At 61.7% G+C, this 19,790-nt stretch carries 12 protein-coding genes and 1 pseudogene; 11 read left to right on the forward strand and 2 right to left on the reverse strand.

The features are described from left to right. Window positions 1-176: 176 nt before the first annotated feature. From EJA71_RS07315 to EJA71_RS07365, 11 genes and pseudogenes are all read left to right on the forward strand, one after another. Window positions 177-1,535: an SrfA family protein gene (locus tag EJA71_RS07315; protein ID WP_158955530.1), complete on the forward strand. Its 1,359-nt coding sequence runs from the start codon at window positions 177-179 to the stop codon at window positions 1,533-1,535. A 17-nt stretch (window positions 1,536-1,552) separates the two neighbouring features. Beyond that, on the forward strand, window positions 1,553-4,612 hold the full coding sequence (locus tag EJA71_RS07320; RefSeq protein ID WP_158955532.1) for a virulence factor SrfB: 3,060 nt from the start codon (window positions 1,553-1,555) through the stop codon (window positions 4,610-4,612). Further along, complete coding sequence (locus EJA71_RS07325; protein WP_158955534.1) at window positions 4,609-7,323, forward strand: putative virulence factor; 2,715 nt, start codon at window positions 4,609-4,611, stop codon at window positions 7,321-7,323. Before EJA71_RS07320 ends, EJA71_RS07325 begins: the two co-directional genes overlap by 4 nt. 3 nt (window positions 7,324-7,326) lie before the next feature. Then, window positions 7,327-8,346 carry a hypothetical protein gene (locus EJA71_RS07330; RefSeq protein ID WP_158955536.1) on the forward strand — a complete coding sequence of 340 codons (1,020 nt, stop codon included), beginning with the start codon at window positions 7,327-7,329 and terminating at the stop codon, window positions 8,344-8,346. Further along, a complete protein-coding gene (locus tag EJA71_RS07335) occupies window positions 8,346-10,337 on the forward strand; it encodes a vWA domain-containing protein (protein WP_178113661.1) in 1,992 nt (663 codons plus the stop codon). The genes EJA71_RS07330 and EJA71_RS07335 overlap by 1 nt, the downstream gene beginning before the upstream one ends. Window positions 10,338-10,422: 85 nt before the next feature. Continuing rightward, window positions 10,423-11,064 (forward strand): annotated as a pseudogene (locus EJA71_RS07340) (ABC transporter ATP-binding protein); the annotation flags it as partial. Beyond that, a complete protein-coding gene (locus EJA71_RS07345; protein ID WP_158955540.1) occupies window positions 11,048-12,271 on the forward strand; it encodes an ABC transporter permease in 1,224 nt (407 codons plus the stop codon). The pseudogene EJA71_RS07340 and the gene EJA71_RS07345, both read left to right, overlap by 17 nt. Further along, on the forward strand, window positions 12,261-13,805 hold the full coding sequence (locus EJA71_RS07350; protein WP_158955542.1) for an SUMF1/EgtB/PvdO family nonheme iron enzyme: 1,545 nt from the start codon (window positions 12,261-12,263) through the stop codon (window positions 13,803-13,805). The genes EJA71_RS07345 and EJA71_RS07350 overlap by 11 nt, the downstream gene beginning before the upstream one ends. A 36-nt stretch (window positions 13,806-13,841) precedes the next feature. Further along, entirely contained in the window at window positions 13,842-14,573 is a 732-nt protein-coding gene (locus EJA71_RS07355) for a hypothetical protein (RefSeq protein WP_064389538.1), read from the forward strand. Window positions 14,574-14,577: 4 nt separating this feature from the next. Next, entirely contained in the window at window positions 14,578-15,084 is a 507-nt protein-coding gene (locus EJA71_RS07360; protein ID WP_158955544.1) for a hypothetical protein, read from the forward strand. A gap of 57 nt (window positions 15,085-15,141) precedes the next feature. Next, on the forward strand, window positions 15,142-16,545 hold the full coding sequence (locus EJA71_RS07365; protein ID WP_158955546.1) for a VWA domain-containing protein: 1,404 nt from the start codon (window positions 15,142-15,144) through the stop codon (window positions 16,543-16,545). 106 nt (window positions 16,546-16,651) lie between these two features. On the opposite strand, the gene EJA71_RS07370 is transcribed toward EJA71_RS07365, so the two are convergent. Both EJA71_RS07370 and EJA71_RS07375 read right to left on the reverse strand, forming a co-directional pair. After that, a complete protein-coding gene (locus EJA71_RS07370) occupies window positions 16,652-18,628 on the reverse strand; it encodes a methyl-accepting chemotaxis protein (protein WP_158955548.1) in 1,977 nt (658 codons plus the stop codon). Window positions 18,629-18,812: 184 nt separating this feature from the next. After that, complete coding sequence (locus EJA71_RS07375; protein WP_158955550.1) at window positions 18,813-19,733, reverse strand: LysR substrate-binding domain-containing protein; 921 nt, start codon at window positions 19,731-19,733, stop codon at window positions 18,813-18,815. Window positions 19,734-19,790 lie beyond the last annotated feature (57 nt).

The raw sequence follows: 19,790 nt of genomic DNA on the forward strand, positions 1-19,790 counted from the left end.
AGGAAAGGCAAATTAAACCCGAGCGAGGTTCGCAATCTTCAGCTAGCCTCGTTCGGTTTTGGCCTAACGGCTGATTGACGGCGACATCATAATGACATTAAGGTCGCCAGCTAAATGCAGGAGCAAGGCACAGGCATTTCCGCCTGTCATTGCGCAACGGAACATATGGAGTATGGATGCGCGGGGCACTACTACGCAGCGGTAAGAGCGGGTCATTCACTGCCTTGGGCGAAACAGGCCAACCGGTTTACCGGGCTGCCCTGCAATTGCGCGAAGCGATTCGCCGCAAGAATCCCGACCTGGTCGATCACCTGGCCATTCCTCAGAGCGATGAACTCGGTAACCAGATCGACTGGTACAGCGGTCTCGACGGCGATGTGATCCCATGGAGCAGCGCGACCGAAGAAGAGCGCGCGCCTGCACGCCGCCAACTGGAAGCGCTGAAGACGGCACTCGAAGAGCTGAGCCTGCGTTTCCTCGGCACTGATTCGGACGAGCCGCAGCAGGGCGACAAAGCCGTGTTCGGCAAGCTGCTCAAGCGCGTCATCCATTTCCCCGACGAAAACTTCGTCTACCTGGTGCAAGGCAAACCCGTGCTGACCTTCTGGGGTTTCGAGCACGCCGGCGCCGACCGCAACCGCGATCCGCTGCACTGCCTTTATCAGGTTCCGCCTGTTTTCACCTTGCCTCCCGAAACCCCAGCACCGGCAGTGGCCCCCATCGCGCCGGTGGTTCCGGTCGTGACGCGCCCTTGGTGGCGACGCTGGTGGTGGCTGTTGCTGCTGCCGTTACTGTTGCTGCTGTTGTGGCTATTGCTCGGCTTGCGCGGCTGCGTGCCGATTCCACTGGTGGCCGTCGACTTGCTGCCCGAGGGCGTCGTGCCCGTAGAAAGACAGGTTGAACCACTGCCCGTCGGCACCGCGACAACGCTCAATGGCGTCCCGGTAACCGGCACTGGCGCGAGCGTCGACACCGGCGCCGCCGTGCTCGAGACGCAAGGCGCAGAAGCCCCGGTTCTCGAAGGCGACCAAGCAGCTGCCGAGAACGCAGGCGTAACTCAGGATCCGGCGGCCGCACCCCCAGCCAGTACCCCGGAAAACCCGACGGCACCGCCTGCCCCACCATCGGCCGACCCTGACAAAGCCGCCGCTGCCAAAGCAGGTCCGGCGCTGAGCATTCCGCCCAATGCCGCTGACGGCGCCGCCGATTTCCTCGATGGCCAATACCGTGCTGGCGCCGGCATTCAAGACCGCCGCACCGGCAAGCCGTTGCGCCTGGAATACCAGTTCAAGGACGGCAAGGGTGAAGTGACAGTGCATCAGGCTGATGGCTCGAAATGCAGCGGCCCGGTCGCCGCCTCCATGAAGGGCGGCAGCCTCGCCATCGACAGTCAGGGCCAGGCCGTTTGCGGCGATGGCAGCACCTACGACATGCCCAAGGTCAACTGCCGCAAGGGAGCGACCACGGTCGCCGACTGCACTGGCGGTTATGGCAAAGATCAATTCCCAATGTCCATGCGGCAGATGGGCGAATAAGCACGGAATAACGCGAAATGTTGCCTGAAGTCACCCAGTTCGAAGACACCGTCACGCTCGTCAGCGACACCGGCATCCAGTTCATGGATTTCGCCCTGCGCCTGGATCCTCGCAAGGAGCCGGCGGGCGAGTTCGCTCAGATGATCAGCGGGCTGGTGTGCCGGTTGATGTACAACGAAGAGAAAGACTTCTACTTCTACGAGCCGGAACCGGAAAAGATCGAGAAGGCCAAACCGGCGTTCAGCCTCGACATGAAGAGCAGTCTCGACCTGCTCAACGGCGTCTGGCTGCCGATCCCGTTTTTCCGTTTCATGCCGCCGCACCGCTTTGACGAAGGTCCGAGCAACTGGTCGCGCATGCGCCTGGTCAAACTGGACTCGCCCGACATCGACGGCAATACCCATCGCCTGACCATGGCTTTCGACAGCCGCGTGATGCCCAAGCGTGACGGCACCGCGTACCTGGCGCCAAACGAAGAAGACATCAGCTCCGGCGTCTCCTTCAAACTGGCGACCAAGGCCAGCGAAACCCGCTGGTTCCTGGCTCAGCCGTGGGTCAACGAATGGCTGCTCGAACTGTTCAACGAGGGCAACAGCCATCGTTCGCGTGAAGAGCTCGACATCGACATTCGCGCCAACCATCACCTGGCGCATTATCTCAACGTGCTGAGCCTGCTGGGCAAGCCGTCCACCGCGATGCAGTCGACGGCGCGGCCGAAAGTCGATATCCCGGAACTGAAAGTGGTCGCCAACGACAGCAACGGTCAGCCGATCCTGGTGGATCTGGTGCTCGACGTCGGCAACTCGCGCACCTGCGGCATCCTCATCGAAAACCATGGTCAGGCCGGCTCCGGGCTCAAGCACAACTACGTGCTGGAACTGCGCGACCTGATCACCCCGGAACACACCTACAACCAGCCGTTCGAAAGCCGGGTCGAATTCGCCCAAGCGAACTTCGGCAAGGACCACTGCTCGGTCAAAAGTGGTCGGCACGATGCGTTCCAGTGGGCGACGATCGCCCGCGTCGGTAACGAGGCCGGACGCCTGGCCAGCCGCCGTCGCGGCACCGAAGGCTCGACCGGGCTGTCGAGTCCGAAGCGTTATCTGTGGGACGAAAAGGCCTACGCACCGGGCTGGCGTTTCAACTGCTCGTACGTCAAAACCGACAACGAGCCCTACGCCACTGCCGCACCGTTTTCGCACCTGATCAACGAAACCGGCGAAGCGCTTTACAGCCTCGACGAAGATGACCGTTTGCCGGTGTTCATGCCGCGCTATTCGCGCAGCTCGCTGATGACCTTCATGCTCGCCGAAGTGCTGGCGCAAGCGCTGTCGCAAATCAACAGCCCGGCTCAACGCTCGCGCCAGGGCCACACCCGCTCGCCGCGTCAGCTCAACAGCATCACCCTGACCGTGCCGCCGGGGATGCCACAGGCTGAGCGCAGCATCCTCAACGAACGCATGCTGCAAGCCATCGGTTTGGTGTGGAAAAGCCTCGGCTGGCACGCTGGCGAAGAGGATCCGCACCAGACAGAAAGCGCCAGCCCGCGCACGCCGATCCCGAGCATTCGCGTCGAATGGGACGAAGCGTCCTGCGGCCAATTGGTCTACCTGTACACCGAGGTCAACGAGAACTTTGCCGGTCACCCGGAAGAGTTCTTCGACACCATCGCCCGGCCTGACAAGACCGACCGCGAACGCATCACGCTGGCGACCATCGATATCGGCGGCGGCACCACCGACCTGGTCATCACCGATTATCGCCTCGACCGCGCCGGCAACACCGGCAGCGGCAGCAACGTGCACATCGTGCCCGAGCAGCGTTTCCGCGACGGTTTCAAAGTGGCCGGCGACGACATTCTGCTCGACGTGATTCAGGACTTCATTCTGCCGAGCTTCGAAAAAGCCCTGCAGAACGCCGGGGTGAAAGCGCCGGACTCGTTGATGTCTCGCCTGTGTGGCGACGAATCGGTCAGCGCCCAGGACGTGATCCTGCGCCAGCAACTGAACCTGCAAGTGTTCTCGCCCCTCGGCCTGGCGTTGCTCAAGGCCTACGAACACTACGACCCGCAAGTCCCGCAGGAAGTAACGCCGCAGAGCTATCGCCAGTTGCTCGGCGACCAGGCGATCAGCCTGACCGTGCTCGAATACGTGAATGCTGCCGTGCGCCGCGATGTTGGTGGTCAGAGCAATTTCGATCTGTACGAAGCGCAGATCAGCTTCGATCTGCAAAAGCTTCACGCCGCGTTCCTCAACGACCAGATCAACATCACCAAGATCCTCGGTGCGTTGTGCGAAGTAGTCGCGCAATACCCGTGCGACGTCCTCCTGCTGACCGGCCGCCCTTCGCGTCTGCCCGGCATTCAGGCGTTTATCCGCAAGGTCTTGCCGCTGCCTCCGGGGCGCATTCTGGCCCTGCAGAATTACCGTACCGGTGGCTGGTACCCGTTCCACAAAAACGGCCGCATCGACGACCCGAAAAGTACCGCATCGGTCGGCGCCATGCTCTGCCTGCTGTGCGCCAACCACAGCGTGCCGAACTTCTACTTCCGCTCTTCGGCGCTGAAACCGTATTCGACGGTCAAGCACATCGGCGTGATCGACCTGAACAACGTGATCAAGGATGCCGACGTGCTGTACCGCGACATCCAGTCCGAAGACTACAAGATCAAGTTGCCGGAAATCGGCGTCGGTGATGACGCCGACACGCCGCAGCTGGAAATGCGCGGCGATCTGCGTCTGGGCTTCCGCCAGTTGGCGGCTGATCGCTGGTCGGCCTCGCCGTTGTACACCTTGCGTTTCACCAAGAGTGGTCGGGAGAAGTTCTCCCGTGCGGTCGGTGAAAACGGTAGTGCGCCGTTGCTCAAGGTGCGCTTCGAGGTGAAGAGCGCCGATCAATACACGAAAAAACAGGATCTGGTCAGCGACCGCCTCTCGGTGCGGGCCATCGAATCCAACAGCAGCAACGTCAGCTTCAACCCGCGCAGCGACCTCGAGCTGGAACTCAACACCATGCTCGACGCCGGCCTGAGCGAGACCAAGTACTGGCTCGACAGTGGAAGTGTGAAACGCAAATGAACGACCTGACCCCCGAGCAACGCCAGCTCTCTGCCCAATGGGCTGCGGTTTACAAAGGTGCCGGTCAGGCACTGGACTGGATTGACCAGACGCGCGTCAACGCACCGCGTCTGGACAGCGAAGCCGACAACCTGAACATCCGCCTGCATCGCGCCCGCAACCTGGCCCACAGCCTCGGTCGCGTGGCCTGCACACCGATGACAATCGGCTTTTTCGGTTTGTCCCAGGCCGGCAAGTCCTATCTGATTTCCGCTTTGGCGGCGGGTCAGAACGGCAAACTGGAGACCGACTACGGTGGCCAGCGGCTGGACTTCATCCGCCACATCAACCCGGTCGGTGGCGGCAAGGAAGCGACCGGTCTGGTCACGCGCTTCAGCCGTCGCGCCACGCCGAGCCAGGACCCGCAGTTCCCGGTGGAGCTGACACTGTTCAAGGAAGTCGAGCTGGCGAAGATTCTCGCCAACTCCTGGTTCAAGGACTTCGACCTTGAGCGGATCTCCTACGAGATTGACGAAGAACGCATCCAGCGCGTGCTGAAACCGTTCGAAGGCCGCGAGAACGGGCCGCTGCAACCGGGCGTCAACGCCGACGATCTGGTGTCGCTGTGGGATTACCTGCGGGACAACTTCCGCAATTCGGTGAAAAAACTCGAACACCTGTACTGGCCGAAAGCGCTGCAACTGGCGCCACGCCTGAACTATCAGGAACGTGCCGAGCTGTTCGCCATCCTCTGGGGCGAGCAACGCGAGCTGACCCGCGTGTATCAACAACTGGCGGGCGCACTGCACAAGCTCGGCCTGCCCGAAACCGTGTTCGCCCCGCTGAAAGCCTTGGTGACGTTCGAGAACGACACCTACAGCCAGCGCGACAGCATCATGAACGTCGACATTCTCGAACGCTTCGGCAGCCCGGCAGACTTGCCGGTCGACGTGCGCCCGCAAGTCGGCGGACGCCTGCAAAACAGTCAGGGCATTCCGGTTGCGCAGCTGGCGGCGTTGACCGCCGAGATGACCTTCGGCCTGATCGAGCCGCCGGCGGACGACATCGTCAATCAGGTCGACTTGCTCGACTTCCCCGGTTATCGCGGGCGCAAGAAGCTCCACGAGATTGCCGACTCCAGCGACCCGGAATCCGCGACCAAGGACAACTCGGTCTCGCAGCTGATTCTGCGGGGCAAGGTCGCTTACCTGTTCGAGCGCTACACCGACAATCAGGAAATGAACGCGCTGGTGGTCTGCACCGGCTCGACCAAACAAAGCGACGTCAACGACGTCGGCCCGGTGCTGACACGCTGGATCGAAAAAACCCAGGGCGCCGATGCCGCCGAACGCAGCAAACGCGCGACCGGACTGATCTGGGCACTGACCATGCTCGACCTGCGGGTGACCAACTCGCTGAGCCTGACCGCCGATCAATACGACGAGAGCTGGAACGGCATGGTCAAGCTGACCATGCTCGAGCGCTTCGGCAGCCTCAACTGGATGAACGACTGGGCCGGCACGCCGTTCCAGAACACCTTCCTGGTGCGCAAACCGCGGATGGACGCGGCGTTTATCGTGCAGGACGCCAGCGGCGCCGAAACCGGCCTCAACAGCAATTATCAAAGTCGCGTCGAAGCGTTGGGCAGCAGCTTCGCCAGCAACGCGCTGGTGTGCAAACACGTTGCCAATCCGGCCAAAGCCTGGACGGAAATGCTGCACAATGACGACGGCGGCATTAGCCATTTCAGCGGCAGTTTTACTGGCGTGGCCAATATCGAATTCAAGTTGCAGCGCATCCGCGAGCAACTCGACGAATGCCTTGCAGGCCTGACCACTCACGGCCTCAGCACTTGGTATCACGCCGACGGTGACGGTGCGGCAGCCGCCAAGAAAGCCCAGGCGCAAATGATTCTGTCCGGCCTGGGTCGGCGTCCGGCGGTGCTCGGCGAGCTGATCGATCAGCTCGACATGAGCAGCGAAGAAGTCCGTGACCTGTACCTCAGCGGCGTCTACGAAACCGACGAAGAGCCGACCGCCAGCGATGAGCCGGTCAGCACGCCGCCGAGCCAGAGCCTGTACGGCAACGACGCTGGTTTCGATTTCGACTTCGGCGGCGACCTCGGCCAGGACAGTGCGCCCGTTAGCAGCAAAACCAGCAGCGCCGCGCCGGAACTGCAAAGCAATGAACACCGCTTTGCCAAAGCGGCGTTCAAAGCCTGGATCGCCCATTTGCGCGAACTGACCACCCGGCAAAGCCTGCTCAACCTGCTGGGTCTTGAGAAAGCCTTGCTCGAAGCTGTGGTCGATGAATTGATCACCGCCGGCTACCGTCATGATTTGCCGGGCCAACTGAGCCGCGCCGTACTCAAGCGTGCGCAGAGCGGCGCCCGTCGCGATCAACTGGTCGAGCGCCAGGTATTGGAAGTGCAGCGCGTGCTGCGCGATTTCGTCTCCTGGTTCGGCTACATCCAGAAACCGGTGAGCGAACGCCCGAACAGCCGGGCCGGTGCCAAGGCGCCGCTGTTTTCGTTCTATGCCGACATCGGTCCGGGACAAGTTCCGGTGCTGCCGGCACAGCCGTCGAACCAGGCGCAGCTGTTTTTGGGCGACTGGCTCTCGGGCCTGGCCTACATCACGCTGGACAACGCCGGCCATGGTGCCGGTCGCGAAATCACCCCTGAACAGAACGAACGGCTGGGCCAAGTGCTCACCGCTTTCGCAGCGAGATAAGCAATGCCAATTCGTGTCGACCTGCTCGCGTTAGAGCCCAATGTCCCTGGCCGCGCCTGCCTGACCGTAAAAAAATGGACAGGCGCCGAGGAACAGCTGGAGTTTTCCATTCAGCGTAACCAGGACAGTTTCTATCTCCAGGAAGGACAAGTCTGGAGCAATAACCCGTTCTGGTTTCAGGTCTCGCGTTTCGACGTTGCCGCCAGCGGTGAAGCGCTGGAAGCCCAGGTTGGCCCGGAAGTCGTCGACCCGTTGCTGGAAGGCGGCGCCAATTCGCAATTTCGCATCGAACTGCGCGAGCAGGGGCCGGGGCATACCGACGTTGGCGTGGTTCGACCGGGCGTGGGGCTGCTGCCTTCAACGGCCGGCGGTGAAACCCGCTCGACTTACGGCGCCGCGCAACTGAGTACGCCGAAAGCTCCGGAACCCGAGATTCCCGAGTTGCCTGAGCTGGTACTGCCCGACCTCGAAGCGCCCGTCGAGCCTGAGCCGGTTACGCCTGAGCCTGTCTACACCCCGCCGCCGGCGCCAGTGAAGAAGAGCAACAAGGGTTTGATCGGTCTGATCATTGCGGTGTTGTTGCTATTGGCAGCTGCCGCCGGTTTCTGGTGGATGAAGCGCACCCCGGAACCTGCCGCTCCGGCCGTCGCCGCAACGCCAACGGCGAGTGCCGATGCCGAGGCCTGCACCCTGGAAAGCATGAACAGCGTGCCCGAGCTGACGTTCGTGCAGACCTGCATCAAGGCTGCCCCCGACAGCGCCAAGCTGCTGGAGATCATCAACCAGGCCAAGGCCGGCAAGCACTGCGGTGTCGCCCAGCGTCTGTACGCCAACCGCGCCCAGGCCGGTGACGCCCTGATCGCCAACGCTTACGCCCATGAATACGATCCGAAGTACCTGAAAGCCAGCGACTGCTTCCCGACGGCAGACAACGCCACCGCCGCCTACTGGTACGAAACCATCCTGGCCCAAGACCCGAACAATGCCGAAGCCAAGCAGCGTTTCGAGGAGTTGCAGAAGTGATGCGCACCTCCATGAATCGTTTCCTGCTCAGCAGTGCCGCGCTGCTTGCACTGTGCATTGGCTCGTTGGCCCACGCCGATGACAAACCGTTGATTCAGGCCGGTAAAAAAACCCTGTTCCAGCGTGTGCTGACCACGCCGGGCTGCAAGATCAGCCCGACGGCGGGTGGTGCGGCCGGCGACGAGCAACCGGTGTTCAGCCGTTTCTACGTCTACGAGCGCGCCCAGGCGAGCAATGCCGAGTGGCTGAAAGTCGGCCCCGACAGCTATGGCAAAACCATCGGCTGGCTGCCCGCCAGTTGCACCACTGACTGGAAAATGCAGCTGACCCTGGCTTTCACCAACCCGGCCAACCGCGACCGACTGCTGTTTTTCAAAGAACGCGCCACGGTCGAAGGCATCCTTGATGCGCCGGACCCGGTGAGCAAAGTCGCGCCGCTGCGGGCCACACTGAAGAAAGGCCAACAGGCCCCCGGCGTGCTGGCCGAAGAACCTGAATATTTCGTCGACCTGCAAAAGCAGTTCTACTTGCTGCCGGTGCTCAGCGGCGAAGAAGTCATGACCGAAGCGGGTTTCCGCACGCGCCTGCTCAATGTCGCATCGGTCAGCAAAACCGAGGCAAAAGACGCCAAAGGTGCCGCCGCTGGTGGCGCCTCCGGCGGCAAGGACGCTGAAGACAAGGCCACCAGTCAACTAAAGGAATTCAGTGCGGCGGTGGTGTTTGTCATCGACTCGACGATTTCCATGGACCCGTACATCGACCGCACCCGCGAGGCGATCCGCAAGGTTTATCAGCAGATCGAATCGCAGAACCTCGGCAAACAAGTGAAGTTCGGTCTGGTCGCTTTCCGCTCCAGCACCGATGCGGTGCCGGGCCTGGAATACACCACGAAAATGTACGCCGACCCGACCAAGGTGAAGGACAGCGCGGACTTCCTCGCCAAGGTCGCCGACCTCAAGCAGGCCAAAGTCTCCAGCAGCAGCTTCGACGAAGATGCCTACGCCGGTGTGATGCACAGCATCGACAAGGTCGACTGGAGCCAGTTCGGCGCGCGGTACGTGGTGCTGATCACCGACGCCGGCGCCATCGAAGGCGACGACAAGCTGTCGAAAACCGGGTTGAGCGCTGCGCAAGTTCGTCTTGAAGCAGCCAATCCGGGCGTGGCGATTTACACCCTGCACCTGAAGACACCGGCGGGGGTCAAAGACCACGCCAAGGCCGAAGCGCAGTACCAGAACCTGTCGACGTACCCGGGCACCAATACCTCGCTGTACTACCCGGTCAACGCGGGCGACATTCAGGAGTTCGGGCGCAAGGTCGACACCCTGGCAGCGGCCATCACCTCGCAGGTGAAAGCCGCCTACATGGGCGAAGACGCCATCGGCAGCGCGGCGAACGCCAAGCAGGATCCAGCCGAGAAGAAGATGCTCGACGATGCCGCGCTGATCGGCCACGCCATGCAACTGGCGTATCTGGGCGAGAAGACCAACAGCAAGGCGCCGCCGGTATTCAAGGCGTGGATCACCGACCGCGACCTGATCAAGCAGAACATCCCGACCACCGATGTGCGCGTGCTGCTGACCAAATCCCAGCTCAGCGACTTGAGTGATGTGATGAAGCAGATCCTCGACGCGGCCAACGAAGGCCTGATTTCGCCGACGGAAATGTTCGATCGTCTGCGTTCGGTTGCCGCGACCATGGGCGCCGATCCCAATCAGCTCAAGCAGAACAGCAATGCCAAACTGGCGGACATGGGTGTGCTCGGCGAGTACCTCGAAGACCTGCCGTACCAGAGCGAAGTGTTGAACCTCGACGAGGAAACATGGAAGAGCTGGGACGGTCTGGCGCAAGAGAAATTCATCCGCACGCTCAACACCAAACTGCGCCACTACCAGCGCTACAACGCTGACGTCGACCGTTGGGTGGCATTGGCCAAGGACAGCGATGCGCGGGACAACGTATACCCCGTGCCTCTGGAAATGATGCCCTGACGAGACGCTGATGCTCGATATCAAAAACCTGCTGGTGCGCCGTGGTGAGGGCGCACTGGCGCATCACGTGCGTCTGCCGCAATTGCAGGTCGGTGCCGGGGAAATCCTCGCCATCACCGGTGAGAGCGGCAGCGGCAAAAGCACGCTGCTCGAGGCCATCGGCCTGTTGCTCGCACCGGTCGAGCTCGAACGCTTTCGCCTGGGCAAAACAGCGGCGGCCACACAGCCGGCGCAGGACATCGCCCGGCTGCTGGCCAGCAATGACCAGCCGGGTCTGGCGGCGGTGCGTTCGCGGGATTTGGGCTTCATCTTGCAAAGTGGCGGCTTGCTGCCGTTTCTCAGTGTGCGCGACAACATCAGCCTGCCGCGCCGTCTGCTGGGGATGCCGGCGCAAAGCGCTCACATCGACCACGCGGTCGAGGTGCTGCGCCTGCGAGGCTTGCTGGATAAAAAGCCGCAAGCCTTGTCGATCGGTGAACGCCAACGGGTCGCCTGCGTGCGCGCGATTGCCCATGAACCGCTGCTGCTGTTGGCCGACGAACCGACTGCCGCTCTCGATCCGCACAGCGCGCGACGTCTGTTCGAATTGTTGCTGAGCCTGGTGTCGAGTATGGGTTTGAGCGCCCTGGTGGTTTCCCATGATTGGGCGCTGCTCAAGGATTTCGGTTTGCCACGGCTCGGCGCCATCAGCCGTCAGGGAGAGACACTGTTTGAACCGATGGACTGAGCGCCTGCGCCTGCTGACCACGCTGGCCCTGCAAGACCTCTGGCACGACCGCAAGGTGTCGCTGTGCATCGCCGCCTCGCTGGTGGCGGTGATCGCGCCGCTGTTGCTGTTGTTCGGACTCAAGCACGGTGTGGTCAGCCAGTTGCAGGATGAGCTGCTGCGCGACCCGCGCAATCTTGAAGTGAAGATGCTTAGCAACGGCAACTACGACAGCGGTTGGATCGAGCGCCTGCGCCAGCGCCCGGAAACCGGTTTTGCCCTCGGCCAGACCCGCTCGCTGAATACCCAGGCGGACTTGTTTGTCGGCCTGCAAAAGTTTGTCGAAGGCGCGGAAATCATCGCCACCGAACCTGGCGACCCGCAACTGAGCCTGCCGCAACTCAACCCGGTCGGCAATCAAGTGATCCTCAGCGCCCGCGCCGCACAACGTTTGCAGGCCAAGGCCGGCGACCGTGTGCAACTGCGGGTGCTGCGTCGGCTGGAAGGCGTCAACGAGCGCGGCGAAATCAGCTTGAGCGTCCTCGCGGTGCTGGATGGCGCGCGATTCGGTCGCGCCGCCGGGTTTGTCGCGCCGCCGCTGCTGCTGGATCTCGAACGCTTTCGCGACGGTTATCAGGTCGCGGCGTTCGGCATCGCCACCGGCAAGCCGCAAGGCAATCTGCAACCGCTGTATGCGCGAGCCCGCGTGTATGCGCGTGACATCGATCAGGTTGCGCCGCTGGAACGCTGGCTCAACGAACAGCACATCGAAACCTCGAGTCGACTGGCCGACATCGACAACGTCAAAGCCATCAACCACGTACTCGGTTTGATCTTCGGCGTGATCGCCCTGGCGGCGCTGATCGGTTGCGTGGCGTCGATGGTCGGGGCGTTCCTGGCCAACATCGACCGCAAGCGCAAAAGCCTTGCCGTGCTGCGCCTGCTGGGGTTCAACCGGGCGGCAGTCGGCGGCTTCGTAATCACCCAAGCGCTGCTGCTGAGCCTCGCCGGCTACCTCGGCGGGCTGGGGTTTTATGCCGTCGGCAGCCATTTGTTCGACTACTTGCTCGGCAGCAGTCAGGCCACCGGCACGTTCGTTTGCCACATCACTTTCTGGCATGGCCTCGCTGCCCTGCTTCTGACCTTTCTGGTCGCTGCACTGGTGGCCGTGATCGGCGCCGTGCGGGCCATCAACATCCAACCTGCGGAGAGTCTGCGTGAGCTATAAACGTTTTGGCTTGCTGTTGCCCCTGAGCCTGGGCTACCTGCTCGACGCCTCGGCGGCGGGCTGGGAAGAGAAATATTACAACCCGATGCCCGAGGCCAGCGACGTTGTCCTGCCGATGCCGTGCGAGGGCTCGATGGTGTTTCGCAAGGTGTTCATTCCGGTCGCCGGGCCGCTCGATGACTACCCGATCAACATCGGTCAGGACGGCGCCGAGTACGGCTATGTCGAACAGACTCGGCCGACCTTCATCGCCGGCAGTTTTACCGGCGGCAAGAGCGATAAATCCCGTTACTACCTGATGGCCAAGTACGAAATGAGTCAGCTGCAATACGCCGCGCTGACCGAAGAAACCTGCCCCACCGCTGCGACCAAAATGCGCCTGCCGCAAGTTGCCGTGAGCTGGGTGCAAGCCATCGATGCCGCCGACAAATACAACCTGTGGCTGCGCAAGAACGCTGCCGACAAGTTGCCGAAAGAAGACGGCGCGCTAGGTTTCCTGCGCTTGCCGACCGAGGTCGAATGGGAGTTCGCCGCACGTGGCGGACTGGAAGTCGGCGCGGCAGAATTCCGCGATACGCACTATCCGATGCCGGACGGCATCAACGCCTACGAGTGGTTCGCCGGGGCACAATCGTCCAACGGCAAACTGCAACTGACCGGCCTGCAAAAACCCAACCCACTGGGCCTGCACGACATGCTCGGCAACGTCGACGAGATGATGTTCGAGCCGTTTCGCCTGAACAAACTCGACCGTCAGCACGGCCAGGCCGGTGGTTATGTGGTGCGCGGCGGCAACTACCTCACCGCTCAGGCCGACCTGCGCACTGCGCTGCGCAAGGAACAGCCGTACTACAACGCCGAAGGCCAGGTGAAGAACAAGACCTCAGGTCTGCGTCTGGTGATGGTCTCGCCAACCCTGACCTCGCGTGAACGAGTTGCCAGCATCGAAAGCAGCTGGAAGAAACTCGGCACCGGCAGCAAGGAAACCGAATCCGCCGATAAAGGCACGGTGCAATCGCTGAATAATCTGGCTTCGGGCGTCGAAGACAAGGCGCTCAAGGAAAAACTCCAGGCCCTGGAAAACCAGTTGCGCGCGAGCAATCAACAGCAGGAAGAAACCCGCGATCAGGCGATTCGCGCCAGCCTCAACCTCGGTGCGTTTCTCTGCACCAAGATGCTCGATGACGGCCAGTACGTGGATTTCCTGCAGAAAAACTACAAGCTCAACTGCGAGTCCGCCGACAAGGACGCCAGTTGCGACATGCGCAAGGGCAAGCTCGACGAGCAGAAGGATCGCCTGCACAAACTCAGCCGTTACTACGCCAGCAGTCTGGTGGAATCGGCGACGCTGTACGGCCAGCCGCTGCTTGAAGCACAGGTTCCGGTGATGGAAGAAATCATCACCCGCAACAAACAGCTGCAAGACCTCAAACCTTATTTGCGCACGCACTGGGCCAATCAGAAGACCTTCCTGCAAAAGCAGAAGATCGACACCGACGCTTGGCTCAACAGCTGCAAAACCGTATCCCAATAACAACGCACCACAACACTGTCATCAAGGAGCTTCACCATGTCGCGCAGCCTCTGGACTCGCTTCAAGCTACAAATCGCTTTCGTTGTCACCGGCAGCCTGCTGCTGACCGGTTGCGCCAACACTGGCAGCTCGATGCTCGGCGGCAGCGACGGTGCTGACCCACGCCTGACTCAGGGCAGTGACGCGCAGTTCTTCAGCAAGTCTGGTTATCAGGCCTGTGCCGTGGGTGCCGGCGTCGGCATCCTCGGTTGCGCGCTGTCTAACAGCAGCAACAAGGCTGTTTGCGCCATCGCCGCCGGTATCACCGCGTGTGGCGTGGCCATGGGTGCCAACTACTACCTGGATCAGCGTCGCAGCGAATACTCCGACACCACGACCCGTCTGGCGAAGATGAACAGCGATGTCGAGCAGGACACGCAAAACGTGGTTGCCCGTACTGCGACCGCGCAACAAGTGATCAACGACGATCAGGCCCGCATCGCCCAGATCAAGAAAGACATCGCCAGCAAGAAGGTCGACAAGACCAAGGCCCAGGCGCAAATCGCCGAGATCGACCAGAACATCGCGCGTCTGCGCAAAGACCTCGGCAACATGCGCACCAAGGTCACCGAGTACACCAAAGTGGCTGACGCCGAACGTGCTCAGGGTGCCAGCGCCGAGATGAAGCAGGTGGACGTGAACATCCTGAAGATGAACGAGAAAGTCGCCGCCCTACAAAAGGAAGTCGACGGTCTCTACAGCCAGCGCTCCGCGATCACCCTGGGCTAAGCACATGACCCTAAAACAGCTGGCGGTCCTCACCGCCATCCTGGCGTTGGGCGGTTGCGCCACCAAGCCGGGCGAATGCGATGCGACCAATCGCGACAGCAGCATGCTGACCAAGATGAACTGTGACTACTCCGGTGGCTACAGCGATCAGGTCAAGCAGAAGGAGTTGGCGTTGACCGAGTCGCGCCAGCAGAACGCGATGTTCCGTCAGGTCTACCAGAACATCCAGGCCCAGCAACTGAGCACTAAAACCGATCTGGCCAGCCAGCAGAAATCCCAGGCTGAGTTGAACCAGTCGCTGGGTAAGTTGCTGACCTCGCTCAAGGGCCGGCGCGGCAATGAAGGCTCGGTGCAGAAGCAGATTGCTGATCTGGAGCAGCAGCTCAAGGCCTCGCAGGCAACGCCAACCACCAAGGCTTCACCGGCGACCCTGGCGGCCAAGCAGGAACAGCTGAAAACGCTGCAGAAGAAGGTCAATCAGTTGCAGTTCAGTCTCGGTTACGAAGAGTAACTGTTCACCCCGCAGGCCTGCCGTCGCAGGCCTGCAGCTTTTTCAGGAATCGTCGTCATGCAGCGGGTCATCAGGGATGCGCACGCCACACCGGAGGGAATGAGTGCGCTGCAGGCCAAAGTCGCCCTCATTCAGAAACACTTTCCACCCAACACCGCGAGCCTGTTCGCCATCCCCCGGATGGGCAGTGGCGAGGTGCTGGAATGGTGGACCGAACTGGGTGGCCAGCCCACGCCCTATGCCGAGCTCAATGAAGACGCGCAGCGCCGCTTGCTGCAAACCTATGAGGTGCGCCAGACCTCCCTCGAACAATTGGCCGATGAATTGCAAAAACGCGGGCAGCCGAGTGTCGCGGATGATCTGCGCAGCCTGCTCGGCAGCCCGGAGCTGGACAAGCTCTACAGCCTCAACGGCGAGCCACTGGTGGTGCGCTGGAACCAGCGACCGCCCCGCCCGATCGTGCCGCCGGTTGTTCCGCCGGTGCCAATGGCGCCGGTAGTGCCGCCGTCACGCCGTGGCTGGTGGATTGCCGCTGCCTTGCTGGCGCTGTTGTTGCTGCTACTGGCGCTGTGGCTGTGGTGGTTTCTGCATCGTGAGCCTGCTGTTGTCGCGGTGCCACCGGCAGCACCAATCGTGGCACCAGTGGAACAACCGGTCGCGCCAGTGCCTGAGCCCGTCGTGGAACCGGAACCTGTTGCAGAACCAGAACCAGAGCCGGTACCCGAACCCGCACCCGTTCCGCCGCCAAAACCGGTGGTCGTCGCCCCGCCGCCGCCACCGACACTGGACAACTTCGCCTGCCGTAAAAAAGCACCGAATGCGGTGGTCCCGCAATTCGTCGTGGTCCTCGATACCTCGGGCTCGATGGAGCTCAACATCAAAGCGGTGAAAGCCGACGAAGATTGGTTCTTTGGCAACAATCTCAACAAATACACCGACCCGAGCCGCACCCTGCAAATCTTCGAGAAACCGAGCCGCATGAACGTCGCTCAGGACTCGCTGGCAGGGATGATCAACGCGCTGGATCCGAAGATCGACACGCGCCTGATCACCTTCGCCGGTTGCGAAAGCACGCCTGACCAAGGGGTGTTCAAATTTGCTGATCGTCAGCGCCTGATCAACGGGATCCGTGGCCTGGTGCCCAACCAGGGCACACCGCTGGCCGACAGTCTGGCCAAGGCAGCGAGCACCGTTGACGGGCGCAACAATGACGCGGTGATCGTGATGTTCGTTGACGGCGAAGACGGTTGCCAGAAGGACGTTTGCGCCGTGTCCCGACGCATTGCCCAAGAGCAGCCGCGGTTGCGAGTCAACGTGGTGAACATCGGCGCCGGCGGACCTTCGCAGTGCATTGCGAAAAACACCGGAGGCCGGGTTTACTCAAGCACCAACGCGGCCGAACTGGCCAAGCAGTTGAAACTGGCGAGCAAGGAAGTGTCGAGCAGCGCCAAATGTAACTGACAGCGTGTAGGAGCTGCGGCACGCTGCGATCTTTTGATCTTGCTTTTCAGAATCTAAAGATCGCAGCCTCGTTTCACTCGTCAGCTCCTACAAGGGCATTGGCGCATCAACGGAAGCGATCAACCTCAGAACGCAAATCCGCCGCCAGCTTCTCCAGCTCTTTCGCGGTGACCGCAAGGTTCGACACCACCTCACGCTGCTCACTGTTGGCCAGGGCAATGCTCTGCAGGTTGCTGCTGAGCAATGTCGCCGTGCTGCTCTGCTCCTGAGTCGCGGTGGTAATCGCGGCAAACTGCTGCCCCGCCGAGCGGCTCTGCTCATCGATGCGAGCCAGCGCCGAGGCGACATTGGCGTTGCGCGACAAGCCTTCCTGCATCAGCACATTGCCCTGCTCCATGGTGCTGATCGCATTGCCGGTTTCCTGCTGAATGCTGTGAATCATGCTGGAGATTTCATCGGTCGCCTGACGGGTACGCGAAGCCAGACTGCGCACTTCATCGGCCACCACAGCAAAACCGCGACCTTGTTCACCGGCACGCGCCGCTTCAATCGCAGCGTTGAGCGCCAACAGGTTGGTCTGCTCGGCAATCGAGGTGATCACGCCGACGATGCCGCCGATTTCCTGGGAACGCTGGCCGAGGGTGTTGATCACCGTGGCCGTGCTGTTCAGCGCGCCAGCGATTTGCTCCAGAGACGACGAAGCCTCTTGCATCGAGCTGCGACCGATCTGCGTTTGCTGGGCATTTTCCTGGGCCAGACGCTGGGTCGCACCCATGTTGTCGGCGATGTTCAGCGAAGTGGCGCTGAACTCTTCCACCGCGCCGGCCATGCTGGTGATTTCGCCGGACTGCTGCTCCATGCCTTCGTAAGCGCCACCGGACAAACCGGACAGCGCCTGCGCACGGCTGTTGACCTCTTCGGAAGAACGACGGATGTGCTCGACCATGGTCGACAATGCCTGACTCATCTGGTTGAACGCGCGGGACAACTGACCGATCTCGTCGTTGCTCGTCACGTTCAGGCGCACGCTCAGATCACCGGCACCCAGGGCTTCAGCCTGACGCACCAGATCACCCAGCGGTTGCAGCTTGGAACGCAGCAGCCACATCGCCGAACCTACGGCCAACAGCATCGCCAGCAGGCTGCCGATCGCCAGTTGCGTACCGACGCTCCAGGTCACCGCGCGAATCTCGGCCTTCGGCATGCTCGCCACGACCGACCACGGGCCACCGTCGAACGGCACGGCGACGCTGTAGAAATCCTCGGCCTTGTCGCCCCAGAACTGACCTTTGCCTGGCGTCTTCGACAAACCGTTGATCACCGGAATCGCCTGATCCAGCGCCTGCACACCCGCAGGTGGAACCAGCCATTTGTTTTGCTCATCGAGCAGCGCCAGCGAGCCGGTCTGGCCGATGCGGAAGCGCTTGAGGTTGTCGAACTGGGCGTTCTGCGCGTCGGTGTAGTCGAAGCCGACGAACAGCACCGCAATCACCTTGCCGCTGCCATCACGCACCGGGGTGTATTGGGTCATGTACGAACGATCGAACAGCAAGGCGCGGCCGACGTAGCCTTGCCCCGCCATCAACTTGGCGTAGGCCGGGTGCGCGTGATCAAGCAAGGTGCCGATGGCACGGCTGCCATCCTGCTTGGTCAACGAGGTGCTGACCCGCACGAAGTCTTCGCCGCTGCGCACGAACAGTGTGGCGACGCCGGCGGTCATTTGCTTGAACTCGTCGACTTCCTTGAAGTTGTTGTTCAACACTTCGCTGCCCAGGTGCAGGCCCGGGGTCTGGGTCCCGGCGACATTCACCGGCTCATCGGCGTGAATGCTCAGGCCAGCGCTGAAGCGCTTCTCGAACAACCCGCTCAGACGCTGGGTGCTTTCACGCAGCGTGCCGTGGAACGTGCTCAGTTGGTCGGCCAGCAGCCGCGCCTCACTGGCCAGATGCTCTTCACGGGTGGCGAGGTTGGCGGTATCCAGCGAACGCAGGGCGAACACCGTACTGCCACTGATAACTATCGCCAGTATCACAGCAAGGGCGAGGCCCAGCTGCGAGGCGATCCGAGCGCGAGGTTGAGACATGGACAGCTCCTGGCCGAGCGACGGGATCCTCCTTGATCTCGACTCGGATAATTTTCTAATAGTGGGGGTGAATCGTGGAGACCGGCACGACGGTTCCACATGCTCATAGTCGGCGGTGAAACCGAATACTTGAGCGCGCAACGTGGGTATGGCGCAAGGCCGCCATTGTGGCGGCTCCAACGTTTCAGCTCAAGCGCGTAACCGCCGGCAGCTCCATGGCGCGGACTTCGCCTTGCAGGAAGTCGCTGAGGCGGCGCAAACGTTCACCTCCCGGACGGGTTTTTGGCCACACCAGGTAATAATTCAGTCCGCTGGCGACGGCGGTCGGCCACGGCAGACTCAGCCGACCCTGCGCGACATCCTCGGCCACCATCAGCAGATCGCCCATCGATACGCCGTAACCGCGAGCCGCTGCAATCATGCCCAGTTCCAATGTGTCGAAGACCTGCCCGCCCTTGAGCGAGACCTGATCGGACAGCCCCATGTGCTCCAGCCAACTGCGCCAGTCGCGGCGATCCGGGGTCGGGTGGAGCAGTTCGGTGGACGCCAGCCGGGCCAGATCCCACGGCTGGTCATTGAGCAGGTTCGGCGCGCCAACCGGAATCAGTTCCTCGGGAAACAACTGGCTCGCTTCCCAGTCTGGCGGGAAATGCCCGTCGCTCAGCAACACCGCGCAATCGAACGGCTCATCGTTGAAGTCCACCGAATCGACGTCCATCCAGGCGCTGGTCAATTGCACTTCATTGCCCGGCTGCAAATGACGGAAGCGACTGAGCCGCGCCAACAACCAGCGCATGGTCAACGTCGACGGCGCTTTCATGCGCAGGATGTCGTCTTCGGCACGCAACGTATTGCAGGCCCGTTCCAGAGCAGTGAAGCCTTCGCGGATACCGGGCAACAGCAGGCGGGCCGCTTCGGTCAGTTGCAGATTGCGCCCGCTGCGATGGAACAGCCGGCAAGCGAAATGATCTTCCAGGGTTCGAATATGCCGACTGACCGCACTCTGGGTGATCGACAACTCTTCCGCCGCACGGGTGAAGGAGCTATGCCGCGCTGCCGCTTCAAATGCGCGCAGGGCATACAAGGGAGGAAGACGACGAGACATACAGAAAGCTCCTATAGCGGGATGCAGCCAGCCTGACAGAATCTGCTCAGGATGAGT

It is taken from the genome of Pseudomonas sp. PB106 (assembly GCF_009764645.1).
GTDB lineage: Bacteria > Pseudomonadota > Gammaproteobacteria > Pseudomonadales > Pseudomonadaceae > Aquipseudomonas.

What these genes read in the sequence shown, in the direction of transcription:
- EJA71_RS07335 (WP_178113661.1), top strand. Translation starts at nt 8,346, where the DNA reads ATGCGCACCTCCATGAATCGTTTCCTGCTCAGCAGTGCCGCGCTGCTT.
- EJA71_RS07365 (WP_158955546.1), top strand. Translation starts at nt 15,142, where the DNA reads ATGCAGCGGGTCATCAGGGATGCGCACGCCACACCGGAGGGAATGAGT.
- EJA71_RS07315 (WP_158955530.1), top strand. Translation starts at nt 177, where the DNA reads ATGCGCGGGGCACTACTACGCAGCGGTAAGAGCGGGTCATTCACTGCC.
- EJA71_RS07320 (WP_158955532.1), top strand. Translation starts at nt 1,553, where the DNA reads ATGTTGCCTGAAGTCACCCAGTTCGAAGACACCGTCACGCTCGTCAGC.
- EJA71_RS07325 (WP_158955534.1), top strand. Translation starts at nt 4,609, where the DNA reads ATGAACGACCTGACCCCCGAGCAACGCCAGCTCTCTGCCCAATGGGCT.
- EJA71_RS07375 (WP_158955550.1), bottom strand. Translation starts at nt 19,733, where the DNA reads ATGTCTCGTCGTCTTCCTCCCTTGTATGCCCTGCGCGCATTTGAAGCG.
- EJA71_RS07330 (WP_158955536.1), top strand. Translation starts at nt 7,327, where the DNA reads ATGCCAATTCGTGTCGACCTGCTCGCGTTAGAGCCCAATGTCCCTGGC.
- EJA71_RS07355 (WP_064389538.1), top strand. Translation starts at nt 13,842, where the DNA reads ATGTCGCGCAGCCTCTGGACTCGCTTCAAGCTACAAATCGCTTTCGTT.
- EJA71_RS07360 (WP_158955544.1), top strand. Translation starts at nt 14,578, where the DNA reads ATGACCCTAAAACAGCTGGCGGTCCTCACCGCCATCCTGGCGTTGGGC.
- EJA71_RS07370 (WP_158955548.1), bottom strand. Translation starts at nt 18,628, where the DNA reads ATGTCTCAACCTCGCGCTCGGATCGCCTCGCAGCTGGGCCTCGCCCTT.